16 protein-coding genes are annotated in these 16,756 nt (G+C 70.6%); 8 read left to right on the top strand and 8 right to left on the bottom strand.

Going from position 1 to position 16,756, the window contains the following annotated elements; translation table 11 throughout:
• Positions 1–245: 245 nt before the first annotated feature.
• Complete coding sequence (locus ACZ3TS_RS04895; protein WP_467613643.1) at positions 246–1,364, bottom strand: hypothetical protein; 1,119 nt, start codon at positions 1,362–1,364, stop codon at positions 246–248.
• Positions 1,365–1,562: 198 nt separating this feature from the next.
• Between ACZ3TS_RS04895 and ACZ3TS_RS04890 the strand changes: the two genes are divergently transcribed.
• The gene (locus ACZ3TS_RS04890; RefSeq protein ID WP_467613642.1) at positions 1,563–2,717 is read left to right on the top strand and encodes a cystathionine gamma-synthase; all 1,155 of its coding nucleotides are present in this window, start codon (positions 1,563–1,565) and stop codon (positions 2,715–2,717) included.
• Positions 2,718–2,727: 10 nt separating this feature from the next.
• On the opposite strand, the gene ACZ3TS_RS04885 is transcribed toward ACZ3TS_RS04890, so the two are convergent.
• From ACZ3TS_RS04885 to ACZ3TS_RS04875, 3 genes are all read right to left on the bottom strand, one after another.
• Positions 2,728–2,976 carry a hypothetical protein gene (locus ACZ3TS_RS04885; protein ID WP_467613641.1) on the bottom strand — a complete coding sequence of 83 codons (249 nt, stop codon included), beginning with the start codon at positions 2,974–2,976 and terminating at the stop codon, positions 2,728–2,730.
• 88 nt (positions 2,977–3,064) lie between these two features.
• On the bottom strand, positions 3,065–3,568 hold the full coding sequence (locus ACZ3TS_RS04880; protein ID WP_467613640.1) for a sigma factor-like helix-turn-helix DNA-binding protein: 504 nt from the start codon (positions 3,566–3,568) through the stop codon (positions 3,065–3,067).
• 219 nt (positions 3,569–3,787) lie between these two features.
• Positions 3,788–4,294 carry a MarR family winged helix-turn-helix transcriptional regulator gene (locus ACZ3TS_RS04875; RefSeq protein ID WP_467613662.1) on the bottom strand — a complete coding sequence of 169 codons (507 nt, stop codon included), beginning with the start codon at positions 4,292–4,294 and terminating at the stop codon, positions 3,788–3,790.
• A 164-nt stretch (positions 4,295–4,458) separates the two neighbouring features.
• Between ACZ3TS_RS04875 and ilvA the strand changes: the two genes are divergently transcribed.
• The 3 genes from ilvA (at position 4,459) to ACZ3TS_RS04860 (ending at position 7,764) form a co-directional block, all read left to right on the top strand.
• Positions 4,459–5,688 (top strand): threonine ammonia-lyase, encoded by a 1,230-nt coding sequence (gene ilvA / locus ACZ3TS_RS04870; RefSeq protein WP_467613639.1) that lies wholly within the window; start codon positions 4,459–4,461, stop codon positions 5,686–5,688.
• A 211-nt stretch (positions 5,689–5,899) separates the two neighbouring features.
• Positions 5,900–6,910 carry an ATP-binding cassette domain-containing protein gene (locus tag ACZ3TS_RS04865; protein WP_467613638.1) on the top strand — a complete coding sequence of 337 codons (1,011 nt, stop codon included), beginning with the start codon at positions 5,900–5,902 and terminating at the stop codon, positions 6,908–6,910.
• Positions 6,907–7,764: an ABC transporter permease gene (locus ACZ3TS_RS04860; RefSeq protein WP_467613637.1), complete on the top strand. Its 858-nt coding sequence runs from the start codon at positions 6,907–6,909 to the stop codon at positions 7,762–7,764. Before ACZ3TS_RS04865 ends, ACZ3TS_RS04860 begins: the two co-directional genes overlap by 4 nt.
• A gap of 88 nt (positions 7,765–7,852) precedes the next feature.
• On the opposite strand, the gene greA is transcribed toward ACZ3TS_RS04860, so the two are convergent.
• Together greA and ACZ3TS_RS04850 are read right to left on the bottom strand one after the other, a co-directional pair.
• On the bottom strand, positions 7,853–8,353 hold the full coding sequence (gene greA / locus ACZ3TS_RS04855; RefSeq protein WP_467613636.1) for a transcription elongation factor GreA: 501 nt from the start codon (positions 8,351–8,353) through the stop codon (positions 7,853–7,855).
• A 173-nt stretch (positions 8,354–8,526) separates the two neighbouring features.
• Positions 8,527–8,925 carry a DUF4307 domain-containing protein gene (locus tag ACZ3TS_RS04850; protein WP_467613635.1) on the bottom strand — a complete coding sequence of 133 codons (399 nt, stop codon included), beginning with the start codon at positions 8,923–8,925 and terminating at the stop codon, positions 8,527–8,529.
• Between the two features lie 157 nt (positions 8,926–9,082).
• On the opposite strand from ACZ3TS_RS04850, the gene mca reads away from it, so the two are divergent.
• Together mca and ACZ3TS_RS04840 are read left to right on the top strand one after the other, a co-directional pair.
• Complete coding sequence (mca, locus tag ACZ3TS_RS04845) at positions 9,083–9,955, top strand: mycothiol conjugate amidase Mca (RefSeq protein ID WP_467613634.1); 873 nt, start codon at positions 9,083–9,085, stop codon at positions 9,953–9,955.
• 12 nt (positions 9,956–9,967) lie between these two features.
• The gene (locus ACZ3TS_RS04840; RefSeq protein ID WP_467613633.1) at positions 9,968–10,231 is read left to right on the top strand and encodes a hypothetical protein; all 264 of its coding nucleotides are present in this window, start codon (positions 9,968–9,970) and stop codon (positions 10,229–10,231) included.
• A gap of 62 nt (positions 10,232–10,293) precedes the next feature.
• On the opposite strand, the gene ACZ3TS_RS04835 is transcribed toward ACZ3TS_RS04840, so the two are convergent.
• Together ACZ3TS_RS04835 and ACZ3TS_RS04830 are read right to left on the bottom strand one after the other, a co-directional pair.
• A complete protein-coding gene (locus ACZ3TS_RS04835) occupies positions 10,294–13,494 on the bottom strand; it encodes a tetratricopeptide repeat protein (RefSeq protein ID WP_467613632.1) in 3,201 nt (1,066 codons plus the stop codon).
• A gap of 88 nt (positions 13,495–13,582) precedes the next feature.
• Positions 13,583–14,005, bottom strand: coding sequence for a hypothetical protein (locus ACZ3TS_RS04830; protein ID WP_467613631.1), 423 nt, complete (start codon positions 14,003–14,005; stop codon positions 13,583–13,585).
• 91 nt (positions 14,006–14,096) lie between these two features.
• Here ACZ3TS_RS04830 and ACZ3TS_RS04825 point away from each other — a divergent pair, with 91 nt between their 5' ends.
• Both ACZ3TS_RS04825 and ACZ3TS_RS04820 read left to right on the top strand, forming a co-directional pair.
• The gene (locus ACZ3TS_RS04825) at positions 14,097–14,681 is read left to right on the top strand and encodes a helix-turn-helix domain-containing protein (protein ID WP_467613630.1); all 585 of its coding nucleotides are present in this window, start codon (positions 14,097–14,099) and stop codon (positions 14,679–14,681) included.
• Positions 14,662–16,689, top strand: coding sequence for a thioredoxin domain-containing protein (locus ACZ3TS_RS04820; protein ID WP_467613629.1), 2,028 nt, complete (start codon positions 14,662–14,664; stop codon positions 16,687–16,689). Before ACZ3TS_RS04825 ends, ACZ3TS_RS04820 begins: the two co-directional genes overlap by 20 nt.
• Positions 16,690–16,756 lie beyond the last annotated feature (67 nt).

The raw sequence follows: 16,756 nt of genomic DNA, 5'->3' as shown, positions 1-16,756 counted from the left end.
GCCCCATACCCACCCCGATCCATCGGATGTGGGCACAACGTTGACTGACGGCCTGTCATTCCAAGGAAACGACCGGTCATTTTGCTAGGAGTCCTTAGCTTGACCCCCGTGCCTACGGGGCTCTCGTGTCAGGTGACCCCTGGCACGAGAGCTGTTCAGGGCGGGCAGTTCCGGGGCCGGCTCCGGTTTCGAGGATGGCCGGCCACCGCCTCGCCGGGTGGGCCCCGCATGCGTTCCCAGCCGTCTCAGCGCGGCAGTGTCGCCGGGCTTCCCCCGTTCGCCTCGTATCCCGCCACCGCCAGCGCGCGGTATATGGCGTAGTCCGCGGCCGGGTCGGAGGTCAGGGTCCAGGGCAGTGCGCCCACGTGGCCGTCGACGTGGACCAGTTGGGCCATGGCCTCCGTCCAGCGCTCGCTGCGGACCAGGAAGAAGAGCAGGAGGTGGCGGACGTGCGCCAGCATCGGGTCGTCGGAGCGGGCCGACTGCACCGCGAAGAGCGCGCCGTGGATCGCCTTCGTCACGACCTCGCTCTGGTAGAAGCTGCTGACCAGGTTCACCTCGGGGAGGTGCTCGAAGACCGCGAAGAGGGGCATCGCGGCGAGGAGCGAGCCCTGAGGGGCGCGGGCCGCGGCCGATTCCGCGAAGGAGTACGCCAGATCGCGCGAACCGTGCCACTTCTCGCACCAGTAGTGCAGCGCCGCCAGATGCGCGCCCATGTGGGCGGGGGCGCGGTCCAGGATCTTCAGCCACAGCTGCTCGAACTCCGGCTGCGGGTAGGCGAGCCCGCGGGCCACCGAGAGCTCGATGATGTACGGGATCGGGTCACCGGGGGCCAGCAGCGCCGCCTCCGCGCACGACGACCTCGCCTCCTCCATGATGATCCGGAACTCGTCCGTCCCGGGCGTCGACGTGCGCCACGCCTGCTGCACCAGGAACTCCGCCTGCACGGCCGCGCCGCCCGCGTCCTTGGGGGCCTCGGCCCGCCACACCCGCAGCCACTGGCCCCCCGGTGTCTCGCTCACCCCGCCGGGTCGCTGCTGCAGCTCGAGGGACGCGGCGCCCGCGAAGGCCTGCACGCGCTGCCAGCGTGACTCGCCCTCCGTCTCGGTGCCCGCCAGGAGCTGCGAGGCCGCCCGGTAGTCCTGCGTGCGCTGCACCACGTCCAGGACGTCCAGCAGGTCCTGGTCGGGGCCGGGCATGCGGATGTCCAGCTCCTCCTGGCGCACGAAGCCGTAGTTCGCCGGGTCCGCGGCGTCCGGGTCGCCCGGTGCCACCTGCTGGATACCCGCGCGCCTGCGCATGAGGACGGGCAGCAGGACCATGCTCAACATGGCCAGCGCCATCAGGACCCAAAGAATCACCATGCCTCAAGCGAACCAGACCGGTCCGACACTTGGCCAACCTGGTCGCCAGGCCTGTGGAAAACCCACCAGCGTTGCTCCGTGGACCGGTCGCCGTCCCGGCTCGCCCGCTCACCGCTCCCGCCGTTCAGGCCTGCGCCTCCGACGCCGCGGGTCTCGCGCGCCGTCGTCCTCGCCACGAGCGCACTACCCTCGGTGCCCATGAGCGACAGGCACATCAGTCAGCACTTCGAGACCCTCGCGATTCACGCGGGGAACACCGCCGACCCCCTCACAGGTGCGGTCGTCCCTCCGATCTACCAGGTTTCGACCTACAAGCAGGACGGCGTCGGCGGGCTGCGCGGCGGATACGAGTACAGCCGCAGCGCCAACCCCACCAGGACCGCCCTGGAGGAGAATCTCGCCGCCCTGGAGGGCGGCCGCCGCGGCCTCGCGTTCGCGTCCGGACTGGCGGCCGAGGACTGCCTGTTGCGTACGCTGCTCAGCCCCGGTGACCACGTGGTCATCCCGAACGACGCGTACGGCGGTACGTTCCGCCTCTTCGCCAAGGTCGTCTCGCGGTGGGGGGTGGAATGGTCGGTCGCCGACACCAGCGATCCTTCGGCCGTACGAGCCGCGCTCACCCCGAAGACCAAGGCGGTGTGGGTGGAGACCCCCTCCAACCCGCTGCTGGGCATCACCGACATCGCCGCCGTCGCCCAGATCGCCCGTGACGCGGGAGCCAGGCTCGTCGTCGACAACACGTTCGCGACTCCCTACCTGCAGCAGCCCCTCTCGCTCGGCGCGGACGTCGTCGTGCACTCCCTGACCAAGTACATGGGCGGGCACTCCGACGTCGTCGGCGGTGCGCTGATCGTGAACGACCAGGAGTTGGGCGAGCAGCTGGCGTACCACCAGAACGCGATGGGCGCGGTCGCCGGTCCCTTCGACTCCTGGCTGGTGCTGCGCGGGACCAAGACGCTGGCCGTCCGCATGGACCGGCACAGCGAGAACGCCGCCAAGATCGCCGACATGCTCACCCGGCACGCGCGCGTGACGCGCGTTCTGTATCCCGGTCTGCCGGAGCACCTCGGTCACGAGGTCGCCGCGAAGCAGATGAAGGCGTTCGGCGGCATGGTCTCCTTCCAGGTCGAGGGCGGGGAGGAGGCGGCCGTCGAGGTGTGCAACCGGGCCGAGGTGTTCACACTCGGCGAGTCCCTGGGGGGTGTCGAGTCCCTCATCGAGCACCCGGGGCGCATGACGCACGCGTCCGCGGCCGGCTCCGCCCTGGAGGTCCCCGCCGATCTCGTGCGCCTCTCCGTGGGCATCGAGAACGTCGACGACCTCCTGGAGGACCTGCAGCGGGCACTCGGCTGACGGCCCGGTCTCACCAGTTGCTGATCGGTGGAGTCGTCGTGGACGGCGGCTCCACCCAGGGGCGTGCGACCGACGCCCAGATCACGAAGGCGAGGGTCGCGGCGAGCAGGGCCAGCCACAGCAGGCGGCGAGCCCCTGTCCGGCGGCGCAGCATGCGGCTGCCGCGCCGCACCACCTCCGGGTACAGGTCGGGCGGCACCGGGGGCGGCGTCCGCTCCAGCATCCGCCGCACGGCCGCCTCACGCTCGGAGATCTTCATCCGTCACCTCCGTCACCTCCGTCACCTCCGTCACCTCCGTCACCTCCGTCACCGCAGGCCCGGGGCCCGGCGGGCGTCGTCGGCCCGGTCATGACGGCGCCACCTTCGCGACCGGCACCGCCGGTGCCGGCCCGGGCGGTGGATGCAACAGCGTGGCCGTCGCCCGCAGGCAGATCGAGCGCACCCGCTCGGTGGGCAGCCCCAGCAGCGCCGCCGTCTGTTCCTCGGCCACACCCTCGTACAGCCTCAGGACAAGGATCAGCCGTTCCTGGGGCGACAGAGCCGCGAGCATGCCGCCCGCGTCCGGCCGGTGCCGGCCGAGCGCCCCGTGGCGGTGCCACGCCTCGCGCGCGAAGCGGGTGGCCAGATGCTGGCGCGCCCGGTCGTAGGGGTCGTCGCCGCGCAGCCGGTCCCAGGAGGCGTACGTCTGGGCGAGGGACAGCGTCAGCAGGCGCCGTGCGCGAGGGTTGGCGTCCGGCGCCTCAGCGGTGAGCAGGGTGGCGGCATGCAGCAGCCGCCCGGCCGCGCCCGCGACGAATGCCTCGAACTCACGGGCCCGGCGAGCGTCCTGGGACGCATGCCGTTCTCGCACCGCGCCTCCCCCTGAGGGCGACCATGAAGGAACGGGACCTCGCCGCGTGCGGTACCGGCCGCGCCCGCACGACGAGCAAGTGGGGCGTGCACGGCATGCCGGACCGCGTACGACAGGGGCCCGGTCTCATATGAGACCGGTCGCGCCCCCCGGGTCAAGAGCCGGGGAGCGCTCGCACGCGCGCGTGCCGGGGTGGTGACGTACGGCGTGGACCGGGGCTCAGGACGTCGGCTGTGACTCCGACCCCGGAATTCCCTGTGCCGTCTGCCGGGCGGAGAGGGCCGTGTTGAACCGCGTGAGCAGCGCGCAGAAGTCCTGGCGCTCCTCCGGCGTCCAGTCGTGCGTCAGTTCGGCCATCAGCTGTCGCCTGGAGGAACGTACCTCCTCCAGGCGGGACAGGCCGCGCGGGGAGAGCTGGAGCACCACCGCGCGCCCGTCCTCCGGGTGGGAGGTGCGCTTGACGAGACCGGTGTCGACCAGCGGGGCCACCTGCCGGGTGACCGTCGACGAGTCGATGCCCATGCTCGCGGCTAGCGCCTTGACGCCCATCGGGCCTTCCTTGTCGAGGCGGTTGAGCAGCAGGTACGCGGCGCGGTCCATGGAGTTGCGCACCTGCCCGACCCCGCCGAGCCGCGTCTGTTCGGCGCGGCGTGCGAACACCGCGACCTCGTGCTGCAGCGTGTCCAGAAGACCGGTGTCACCGACGGTCGTCATGTCCATCGACATTTCAGGTGTTGTGGGCATGGCCGGGGGCTCACTTCATGCGTGGGGAGCTGGGTTGGGGGACAGGGTACGCGGCCGGGACGCGGGTCGTACCAGCGCTGCGCAAACCCGTACCAGGCCTTGGTCACACCCGCTGCCGACGGGCGTGAACTGCGAGACTGGTGGTCATGAGCTACAGCACGGCTGACTCCTTGCCGGCGGTGACGCTGGACGACGTACGGGGCGCCCAGAAGATGCTGTCGGGCATCGCCCGCGTCACGGCCATGGAGGGCAGCAGGCACCTGTCCCAGCTGGTCGGCGCGCCGGTGCACTTCAAGTGCGAGAACCTCCAGCGGACCGGGTCGTTCAAGCTGCGCGGCGCGTACGTGCGCATCGCGGGGCTGCTGCCCGAGGAGCGGGCGGCGGGCGTGGTCGCCGCGAGCGCGGGCAACCACGCGCAGGGCGTCGCGCTCGCGTCCTCGCTGCTGGGTGTGCACTCCACGGTCTTCATGCCCAAGGGCGCCCCGCTGCCGAAGATCAGCGCGACCCGCGAGTACGGCGCCGACGTACGACTGGACGGCCAGGTGGTGGACGAGACACTGGCCGCGGCGCAGGAGTACGCGGCCGAGACAGGTGCGGTCTTCATCCACCCGTTCGACCACCCGGACATCATCGCGGGTCAGGGGACGGTCGGTCTGGAGATCCTGGAGCAGTGCCCGGAGGTGCGCACGATCGTCGTCGGCATCGGCGGCGGCGGGCTGGCTGCGGGCATCGCGACCGCGGTGAAGGCGCTGCGCCCGGACGTGCGGGTGGTGGGCGTGCAGGCGGAGGGCGCGGCCGCGTACCCCGCATCCCTTGCGGCCGGACGTCCGGTGTCGGTCGCGAACCCGGCCACGATGGCCGACGGGATCAAGGTGGGGCGGCCCGGCGAGGTGCCTTTCCGGATCGTCCACGACCTGGTCGACGAGGTCCGTACGGTGTCCGAGGACGCGCTGTCCGCCGCCGTGCTGCTCTGTCTGGAGCGGGCCAAGCTGGTCGTCGAGCCGGCCGGCGCGAGTCCCGTGGCGGCGCTCCTGAGCGATCCGGGAGCCTTCGAGGGGCCGGTGTCGGCGGTGCTGTCCGGCGGCAACGTCGACCCGCTCCTGCTGCAGCGCATCCTGCGGCACGGCATGGCGGCACAGGGCCGCTACCTCGCGGTTCGGCTGCGGCTGACCGACCGCCCGGGCGCTCTCGCGACGCTTCTCGGGGTGTTGTCAGTGCTCGACGCTAACGTCCTCGATGTGAGCCACGTACGGACCGACCCACGGCTCGGGCTCACGGAGGCGGAGGTCGAGCTGCATCTGGAGACGAAGGGCCCGGTGCACTGTGCGGAGGTCGAGCAGGCGCTGCGGGAGGCGGGTTACACCGTCACCGACTGAGGTCCGGGACCGTTGTCGCAGGTGCGCGGAAATATTCGTTGAGAGACGCGATACATCGCGTTATGGTGTGTCCGTCTCGTGGCCTCTGCCCATGCCGCGGGGCGTTCGCCGCCGTGCGCGCGGAAAACCCGTCGAGCGGACGAAAGCCTGAACCGTACGCTCGTTGCCCGATCCCCAACGACCCTGATCCCCATAGACGTGGAGAACTCATATGCCAGGTGCCATCTATGCCGAAGGTCTGGTGAAGACTTTCGGCGACGTAAGGGCTCTGGACGGCGTCGACCTCGATGTCCCGGAGGGCACCGTGCTGGGCCTCCTCGGGCCGAACGGCGCGGGCAAGACCACGACGGTCCGCTGTCTGACGACCCTGCTGCGCCCTGACAGCGGCACGGCGGTCGTCGCGGGGATCGACGTGGTCAAGCACCCCGACGCGGTGCGACGCTCGGTCGGTCTGTCCGGGCAGTTCGCCGCCGTCGACGAGTATCTGACCGGCCGCGAGAACCTCCAGATGGTGGGGCAGCTCTACCAGATGAAGGCGAAGGCGGCGAAGCAGCGGGCGATCGAGCTGCTGGAGCAGTTCAACCTCACGGATGCCGCCGACCGTCCCACCAAGACGTACTCCGGCGGTATGCGCCGCCGTCTCGACCTCGCGGCCGCGCTGGTGGTCCGGCCGCCCGTGATGTTCATGGACGAGCCGACGACCGGTCTCGACCCGCGCAACCGCCAGCAGCTGTGGGACGTCATCAAGCAGCTCGTCTCCGGGGGCACGACCCTGCTGCTGACCACCCAGTACCTGGAAGAGGCCGATCACCTGGCGCACGAGGTCTGCGTCGTCGACCACGGCCGCGTGATCGCTCGGGGCACCTCCGACCAGCTCAAGGCGCGTACCGGCGGCGAGCGCGTCGAGGTCGTCGTGCACGAGCGCGAGCACATCACGACCGCTGCCGAGGTCCTGGGCGGCTTCGGCAAGGGTGAGACGACGGTCGAGGAGCACACCCGCAAGCTCACCGTCCCGGTCACCGGCGGCGCCAAGCTGCTCGCCGAGGTCATCCGCGAGCTGGACAGCCGCGGTATCGAGATAGACGACATCGGGCTGCGCCGTCCCACCCTGGACGACGTCTTCCTGTCCCTGACCGGCCATGTGGCCGAGGAGAAGCCCGAGGACAACGGCGCGGCCGAGGTCCCCAAGGCCCGCAAGCGCACGAAGGAGACCGCCACGTGAGCGCAAGCACCGACACCCTCGCCGTCGCCGCGCCCGCAAACCCGCTCGGCCAGTCCGTCCGTGACTCGCTGGTCGTCGCCAAGCGGAATCTGATCCGCATGACCCGGATCCCGGAGATGGTGATCTTCGGACTGATCCAGCCGATCATGTTCGTCGTGCTGTTCAGCTACGTCTTCGGCGGCTCCATGCAGATCGGCGGCAGCACCAGCCCCGAGGCGTACCGCAACTTCCTGATGGCGGGCATCTTCGCCCAGACCGTCACGTTCGCCACGGCGGGCGCCGGCGCGGGCATCGCCGACGACATGCACAAGGGGCTCATCGACCGCTTCCGCTCCCTGCCGATGGCCCGGGGCGCGGTGCTCACGGGGCGCACGCTCGCGGACCTCGTACAGACCGCGCTGACCCTGCTGGTCCTCGCGATCGTCGCCCTCCTGGTCGGCTGGCGCGTGGGCTCCAACGCCGACACCAACCTCGGCAAGGTGCTCGCCGCCTTCGGCCTGCTGCTCCTGACGGGGTACGCGTTCACCTGGATCGGCGCCCTGATCGGCCTCTCGGTGCGGACGCCGGAAGCGGCCACCTCCGGCGGGCTGATCTGGCTGTTCCCGGTCACGTTCATCTCGAATGCGTTCGTGGACACCAGTCACATGACGCCCTGGCTTCGGCACGTCGCCGAGTGGAACCCGTTCAGCGCCACCGTGCAGGCCTGCCGCACGCTGTTCGGCAACCCCGGGGTGTCTCCGTCGGACGCATGGCCGATGGCCCACCCCGTCTGGGCCTCACTGATCTACTCGGTGGTGATCATCGCGGTATTCCGGACGCTCGCGGTACGGAAGTACCGCTCGGCGACGGCCTGACGCGACGCCGGCCCGATCCGACCCCGGGCATGGCAATGCCCCCGGTGCCACAAGGCACCGGGGGCACGCCGCAGGTGTCGGGGGAGGCTCAGCCCTGGTAGGGCTCGGCCTTCAGGATCTTCACCGAGGCCTTCTTGCCGTTCGGCAGTTCGTACTCCGCGTCCTCGCCGACCTTGTGGCCGATCACGCCGGCGCCCAGCGGGGACTGCGGCGAGTAGGTCTCGATGTCGGCGCTCGCGTACTCGCGGGAGGCGAGCAGGAACGTCAGCGTGTCGTCCTCGTCACCGTCGAAGGCGATCGTCACGACCATGCCGGGCGCGACGGCCCCGTCAGCCGAGGCGGGAGCCTCGCCGACCTTGGCGTTCTCCAGAAGCTGGGTCAGCTGGCGCACACGGAGCTCCTGCTTGCCCTGCTCCTCCTTGGCCGCGTGGTACCCGCCGTTCTCGCGCAGGTCGCCCTCCTCGCGCGCGGCCGCGATCTTGGCGGCGATCTCCGTGCGCGCAGGACCAGTAAGGTGCTCAAGCTCGTCCTTGAGCTTGTTGTACGCCTCCTGGGTCAGCCAGGTGACGTTCTCGCTGGTCTGGGTCACAGGTGCTCCTCGTCGGTACTGGGAATACAAAGCATCGCCCTACCCAGAAGAATGTTCCTTCACGGGTGGGCGAAACCACGAGCCTAACAATTCAGCGGCGAAAGGGGGAGGACATAAGCCATCAGAATTACGTCAACGCAGCTCAGAGCCTACGTGAGAAGAGTGGCGTGGCGTCAGTCCGCGTGACAGCCGAGCAGCTCCGCCGTCGTGCCGGGGGACGTCGTACGCAGCGTGACGACCTTGTCGATGCGTGTGGCATGCCCGCCGAACCGGAAATCCCCCCGGCCCACCTCGGCGCCGTCCGCCGACTGCGAGCGCAGGGTGCAGTAACCGGTGGCATCCGCGTCCTTGCGCACCTCCAGATGCACCTTGACCGAGTCGTGAGAGGCCTCGAAGGTGATCACCTCGCCGCTGATCTTGCTCTCGACGACATAGTGATACGCGAACCAGCCGATGACGACCAGCAGCACCGCCCCCAGCACACTCGCGACGATCTTGAGTGTGCGGTCGGCACGCTCGTCCGCGGAGCGGCCGTAGCGGCCCTCGGGCAGCCGGGTGCTCGCCGTACTCATGATCGTCCTCTCGGCAGGGGCCGGGACGAACGTCCCGGAAGGGGCACTCCGGGACCGGACCCGGAATTTTCCGCCCCCCGATTCGGTCACTATAGAAGCCGCCCAACGCGCCGAATCACACCGGGCGCCGACTTGCCGACTTACTGAGGATCGAGTCTTGACTGACCAACTGCGACTGATGGCCGTGCACGCCCACCCCGACGACGAGTCGAGCAAGGGCGCGGCCACCATGGCGAAGTACGTGTCCGAGGGGGTGGACGTGCTGGTGGTGACCTGCACGGGCGGGGAGCGCGGCTCCATCCTCAATCCGAAGCTCCAGGGCGACAAGTACGTCGAGGAGCACATCCACGAGGTACGCAAGAAGGAGATGGACGAGGCCAGGGAGATCCTCGGCGTCAAGCAGGAGTGGCTCGGCTTCGTCGACTCCGGGCTGCCGGAGGGCGACCCGCTGCCCCCGCTTCCCGAGGGCTGCTTCGCCCTCGAGGACGTCGACAAGGCGGCTGGCGAGCTGGTCCGCAAGATCCGCGCGTTCCGTCCGCAGGTGATCACCACGTACGACGAGAACGGCGGCTACCCGCACCCCGACCACATCATGACCCACAAGATCTCGATGGTGGCCTTCGAGGGCGCGGCGGATACCGAGCAGTACCCGGAGGGGGAGTTCGGCCCGGCGTGGCAGCCGCTGAAGCTGTACTACAACCAGGGCTTCAACCGACCGCGCACCGAGGCGCTGCACCACGCGCTGCTCGAGCGCGGTCTGGAGTCGCCGTACGGGGACTGGTTGAAGCGGTGGGACGAGTTCGAGCGCGCCGAGCGCACGCTGACCACCCACATCCCCTGCGCCGACTTCTTCGAGATCCGCGACAAGGCGCTGATCGCGCACGCCACGCAGATCGACCCCGACGGCGGCTGGTTCCGTGTCCCGCTGGAGCTGCAGAAGGAGGTCTGGCCGACGGAGGAATACGAGCTCGCGAAGTCCCTCGTGGACACCTCCCTCCCGGAGGACGACCTCTTTGCAGGCATCCGCTAGCCCTGAGGGACAATGCCTGACATGAGCGCAAGCGTGAGCCTGGCAATGACGCACCTCGTCCCCCTCGCCGAGGTCGACCAGAACAAGGTCACCCCCGGCGTCCTCGGCTTCATCGTCTTCGCCGTGATGGCACTGGCGGTGTGGCGCCTGATGAAGTCCATGAACAAGCACATGGGCAAGGTGGACTTCGAGGAGGACGCCCCCGACGCCGGTGCCAAGGCCGGCAAGAAGGGCTCCGGCACGGTCAAGGGGGCGCCCAAGGCCCAGCGGGGCTGAGGGCTGTTCACTGCAGGGGCCACGCCACCGATGCCCGGCGCGGCCCCTGCCCGGCGTGACCGTCAGCTCCCGGCGGGCACCGCCACCCCCATCACCTCCCGTGCGTGCCGTCCCGGCACCATGCCCAGGCGCCACGCCTGCCAGCCGCCCTCCAGGTTCACGCCCCGCTCCAGCAGCAGCTGGTACGCCCCCACGTAGTCGTCCAGCTTCTCGTCCCTCGACGGGTGGACCGTGCGGGACAGCTGGGCCAGTTCCTCCTGGGCCACTGCCGTGCCCACCTCGGTGCCTCCCGGAGAGGCGTAGGGGAGAAGGGTGCAGCGCAGGAAGCGGGCCCAGTCCTCGCCCCGGCGGTCGCCGTACGACGTGAAAAGGCCCACCGCCTCGTCGCAGAGCGCCAGTGCCTGCTGGGTGCGGGCGTTGCCTGCGTCCACCACCGCCAGTTCCAGGCACGTCCACGCCTCGCCGTGGGCCACACCGATGCGCTGGAAGTCCGCCTTGGCGTCCACCAGCAACTGGCGGGCGAAGCCGGAGTTGCGCAGGGAGCCCGTCCGGGCCGCTCGCTGGTCACGTGTCACGCGCGCCGAGTGATGGCGGGCGCAGGCCAGACCGTAGACATCCCGCATCCGCGAGAACATCGTGCGCGCGCGTTCCAGGTCGCGGACCGCCTGGTCGAGGTCGCCGGTCTCCTCCAGCGCATGGCCCAGGTAGTAGACCGTCCAGGCCTCGCCGCGCGCGTCCTCGTTCTCCAGGTGGCGCGTGGCGGCCCGGCGCAGGTCCTCCGCCGCCGCGGCCGCGTCGCCCGCGACCAGTCGGGCGCGGGCCAGCTGGGTCAGCGCCCAGGCCTCGCCGCGTGCGTCACGGGTGCGGGTGTACAGATCAAGCGCGGTGCGCAGCTCGCCCTCCGCACGCGACGCGTCGCCCATGCGCAGCGCCAGCTGCCCCAGCTGGAAGTGGGCCCAGGCCTCGCCGTGCACCGACTCGTTCTCCCGGTGCAGGACCAGGGCGCCGGTGAGCAGGTCCAGCGCCTGGGCCAGCCGTGCGCGGTCACGCTCCACCGCAGCCAGCGCGTGCATCGTCCACGCGCGGTCCGCCGCAAGCTCGGGCGAGGCCTGCAGATCCAGCGCCTCCTGGAGCCTGGTCGCCGCCTCGGTGAGGTTGCCCTGGTGATGGAGGGTGATGCCGAGGGAACACAGCGCCCTGGCGGCGCCCGCGTCCTGGTGCGCCTCGAAGTACAGATCCACCACCGAGGCCAGCGTCGTGCGCGCCTTGTCCAGCTCGCCCAGCTGTCGTGCCGCGATGCCAGTACGCCACTGCACCGAACGCACCAGCAGGCCCTGGTCGACGGCCTGCGTCAGCTCGCTGATCTCGCCCAGGCGGTAGAGGTCGCCGCGCAGCAGGCAGTAGTCGCACAGGGCGCCCAGCAGGTTCAGCACCGCCGCCTGGTTGACGCCCTCCGCGTGCCGCAGGGCAGCCGTGATGAAGCTCGACTCGTCGTCCAGCCAGCGCAGCGCCGCGTCCAGGGACGTGAAACCGTGCGGTCCGAAACTGTCCGAGCGGGTCGACATGTTGCCGTCCACCAGGCGCAGTACCGAGTCGGCCAGTTCGCCGTAGTTGACGATCAGGCGCTCGTGCGCGGCCGTACGCTCGGCCGGCTCCTCCTCGTCCAGCAGCCTGGCCTGGGCGAAGGCCCGTACGACATCGTGCAGGCGGTAGCGGTTGCCGCGGACGTGGTCGATCAGAGCTGCGCGCGCCAGCGTCTGCAGATACCGCGTCGCGTCCTGCTCGTCCGTGGCCAGCAGGGCAGCCGCGGCGGCCGCCCCCAGTGAGGCACGGCCCGCCAGCGCGAGCCGCCGCAGCAGACGCCGCGCCGCCTCCGACTGGTCCGTATAGCGGAGCCACAGGGCACGCTCCACGGGCTCCACCGGGCCGTACGCCGCGAGATCCACGGCCAGTTGACGAGGGGTGCGCGGACCGAGTGACGTGCCGGCGATGCGCAGGGCCAGCGGCAGACCGCCGCACAGCTGCCGGGTGCGGTCGGCGGCCTCGGCGTCGTACGGTCCCGAGGTGTCCTGGGCCGCCGCGTTCAGCAGTTCCTCCGCGCCCGCCGCGTCCAGTGCCTCGACCGGGAGCTGGTGCACCCGGGCCGGCAGGTCCTCGGGCAGGTCGAGGGGGCCCCGGGCGGTGACGAGCACCAGGCTCTCGGAGCGTTCGGGGACGAGGGTGCGCACCTGCTCGAGGTCGGAGGCGTCGTCGAGCACGATCGTGACCGGCAGGCCCGTCAGGTGCTGGTGGTACAGCTCGCTCAGCCGCTTGAGCTGCTGGTCCGGGGCGGAACGCTCGCGGAACAGGAGCTGTTCGCGAGGGGCGCCTAGCCGGTTGAGCAGATGGAGCAGGGCATCACGGGTGGACAGCGGCGGCTCCTCGGCGCTGTCGCCGCGCAGGTCCACCACGCACGCGCCGCGGAAGTGGTCTTTGAGCTCGTGCGCGGCGCGGATCGCCAGCGTCGTGCGCCCCGAACCGGGCTCACCGTGCAGGACGACCACCGACGGCTTGCTCTGCGTGCTCGCGCGGGCCGCCTGGACCCACTGCCGGATGTGTGCCAGCTCCTGGCGGCGGCCGGCGAACGGGCCTGCGGGTTCGGGCAGTTGACCGAACGACTGCTCGAGCACCGTGCGTCTGCGGGCCGCCGCACTCTTGTCGGTGCGGCGCAGCTGGGCCGAGCCCTTCTTGGGGGTCGTCGTGGAGACGATCACCCGCTGCTGGTCGAGGAAGGGGCGAATGCCGCGCACCTCCAAGGCGGTCAGCCACTGCAGGCGCAGCTGCTCGGGGCCGCCGGGCTGGCCGAGCGCGCCGGCCCGCCGACTGGCCGCCGGCAGATGGGACGCGGTCACCTTCACCACCGTGGCCGCGGCCCCGACGACGCCGACGGTGGCGCCGGTGCCCAGTGCCGTGCCGCTGTCCGTGCCCAGGGCGAGGTCGGCCACACAGGCCGCGACCGCGGCAACACCCGCGACCACAAGCGCGGTTCCGGCTCCCTCCCTCGCATATCGCTGACCGAAGGTCAGTCGCCCGGCCTCCGCCTCGTCGAGGGCTCGTGTGTATGCCCCGTACTCCTCAGCGGCCGTCTGTGCCATGGCGTCGAGCGATCCGCGCGCCCGCGCCAGGAGTACGGCTCCGTCGGTGCGGCCGCCCGAGCGGCGCACCTCTTCTTCCACGGCCCGTGCCAACAGCCGCTCGGCTTCCGCCCGATGGCTGTCCCGCATGTCACGTCCCCCTCCGGCGTCAACTCCCTTGCCCCTCAGTGTCCTTCGAGTCCGACGTGAGCGCGAGGGGGCCGACGATCACAGACGCTCATCCGCAACGGCCGCCGGTCGCCGGCCACGTCGACACAGCCAGGAACACACACGCCGCCGCCAGCGCCGTCTCCGCCACCGCGCAGACCACCGCCTGGGCCAGGGCCTCGCCCGACGGCGAGGTGGTTATGTCGAACCACGCGTCCAGGACCGCGACCGCGGCCGTGGCCGATGCGGTGAGACGTGCGTGGGCGAGGCCACGGAAGCCGAGCAGCGCCGTGGCGGCACAGCCGGCCGCCAGGAGGACGTCCAGGCCTACCCACGCCACCTGCCAGTTCCGCACCTCGGGGCTGGCCGGCAGTGTCCCGGCCAGAAGCACCGTCCAGGGCACGAGGCCCACGGCCGACGCGCCCAGCACCACGAGGGTCCAGCGTCGCGCGGCGGCGGCGCCCGACCGGTCATGAATCTCGATCGTTCGCATGCCCTCCACCTTAGACACCGCAGAGGAAGTTCTGCAAAGGAAATTCTGCAGAAATAACTCTGCAGAGCGAAATCGGCGCTACCGTGGTGTCATGCAGGAGCCCGAACTGACCAGCATCGAGCGGACCGCGCTCTACAAGTCCCTCGGCAACCCGTTGCGCCACAGCATCCTCGAGTACCTGGGCACTCACACGGAGGCGAACTCGACCGTGCTGGCCAAGGTGCTCGGCGAGAGCTCCGGCACGACCAGCTACCACCTGCGCAAGCTCGCCGAGCAGCGTCTCATCGAGGAGGTTCCGGAGAAGTCGGGTGGACGCGAGCGCTGGTGGCGCGCCCTGCCCTTCCGCCACACCACGCCCGATCCGGCCACGATGGCGCCCGAGGAGTACGCGGCCGCGGAGCATCTCGCCCTGCTGAAGATCGACGTGGACACCGACCTCTTCCACCGCGCCCACAGGGAGTACCGCGGCCCGGAGGGCTGGGCCCAGGTCATGCGGGCCGGTACCTGGATGACCAGGGAGGAACTGCTGGACTTCGCAGGGGAGTACCAGGCGCTCCTCGACCGGTACGGCCACCCGCGCGAGGACGCCCCCGAGGGGGCGCGCCAGGTCAGTCTGCGGTTCTACGCGGTGCCCGACACCGTGGGAGAGTGGGGGAGTGAACCGACTGGCCCATGAGACGTCCCCGTACCTGCTCCAGCACGCCGACAACCCCGTCGACTGGTGGCCCTGGTCGGCCGGGGTCTTCGACGAGGCACGGAAGCGGAATGTGCCCGTTCTGCTGAGCGTCGGCTACAGCAGCTGCCACTGGTGTCACGTCATGGCGCACGAGTCCTTCGAGGATCAGGACACCGCCGACTTCCTCAACGAGCACTTCGTCAGCATCAAGGTCGACCGCGAAGAGCGCCCCGACGTGGACGCCGTCTACATGGAGGCTGTCCAGGCCGCCACCGGCCAGGGCGGCTGGCCCATGACCGTGTTCCTCACCCCGGACGCCGAGCCCTTCTACTTCGGCACCTACTTCCCACCCGCCCCCCGCCACGGCATGCCCTCCTTCCGGCAGGTGCTGGAAGGGGTCCACCACGCCTGGGCCGAGCGCCGGGACGAGGTTGCGGAGGTCGCCGGGAAGATCGTGCGGGATCTCGCCGGACGGGAGCTGACGTACGGCGACATGCGGACCCCCGGGGGGGAGGAGCTCGCCCAGGCCCTCCTCGGCCTCACCCGCGAGTACGACCCGCAACGCGGCGGCTTCGGCGGTGCCCCCAAGTTCCCGCCGTCCATGGTCCTGGAGTTCCTGCTGCGCCACCACGCCCGCACCGGCTCCGAGGGCGCCCTGCAGATGGCGCAGGACACCTGCGAGCGCATGGCCCGCGGCGGCATCTACGACCAGCTCGGCGGCGGCTTCGCCCGCTACTCCGTCGACCGCGACTGGGTCGTCCCGCACTTCGAGAAGATGCTGTACGACAACGCCCTGCTGTGTCGCGTGTACGCCCACCTGTGGCGTGCCACCGGCTCCGAGCTCGCCCGCCGGGTGGCCCTCGAGACCGCCGACTTCCTGGTGCGTGAACTGCGTACCGACGAGGGCGGGTTCGCCTCCGCGTTCGACGCCGACAGTGACGACGGGACCGGCAGGCATGTCGAGGGCGCGTACTACGTGTGGACGCCGCAACAGCTCCGGGAGGTTCTCGGGGACGAGGACGCCGAACTCGCCGCCCAGTACTTCGGCGTGACCGAGGAGGGCACCTTCGAGCACGGCAGTTCCGTTCTCCAACTTCCGCACCACGAGGGTGTGTTCGACGCGCAGAAGGTGGAGGCGATCAGGCGCCGCCTCCTGGAGAAGCGATCGGGACGCCCGGCCCCCGGGCGCGACGACAAGGTGGTCGCCGCCTGGAACGGCCTCGCCATTGCCGCCCTCGCCGAGACCGGCGCGTACTTCGACCGCCCCGACCTGGTGGAGGCCGCGATCGGTGCCGCCGACCTCCTCGTACGGCTGCACATGGACGAGCATGCCCGTCTCGCCCGTACGTCGAAGGACGGTCGGAGCGGCGCCAACGCGGGCGTGTTGGAGGACTACGCCGATGTGGCCGAGGGCTTCCTCGCGCTCGCCTCCGTCACCGGCGAGGGGGTTTGGCTGGAATTCGCCGGATTCCTGCTCGACCACGTTCTCGCGCAGTTCACCGACGAGAGCGGGGCGTTGTACGACACCGCCGCCGACGCGGAGAAGCTGATCCGCCGCCCCCAGGACCCCACCGACAACGCCGCCCCGTCCGGCTGGACCGCTGCCGCCGGCGCCCTCCTGGCGTACGCCGCGCAGACCGGCTCGGAGCCCCATCGCACCGCGGTGGAGCGGGCGTTGGGCGTCGTCAAGGCGCTCGGGCCGCGCGTGCCCCGCTTCATCGGTTGGGGGCTCGCCGTCTCCGAGGCACTCCTCGACGGGCCACGCGAGGTCGCGGTCCTCGGCCCGGCGCTCGACGACCCGGCCACAAGGAGCTTGCACCGCACGGCACTTCTGGGCACCGCTCCGGGGGCGGTGGTGGCCGTGGGCACACCGGAGAGTGATGAACTGCCGCTCCTTGTTGACCGAGTTCTGGTCAATGATGAACCGACGGCGTACGTCTGCCGTAACTTCACCTGTGATGCCCCGACCACCGATCCGGAGCGGCTTCGCAGGGCGCTGAGCGGCTGAAACGTCCGTTGGAAGGTTCTGTTCCAGTTGCCGGAGATGAGCATGTGTTCGGATAGATCCCCCTAGA

It is taken from the genome of Streptomyces sp. NPDC022910, from assembly GCF_055561075.1.
Note: the sequence above shows the minus strand (reverse complement) of the source record. Positions and strands in the feature narration are given on the sequence as shown.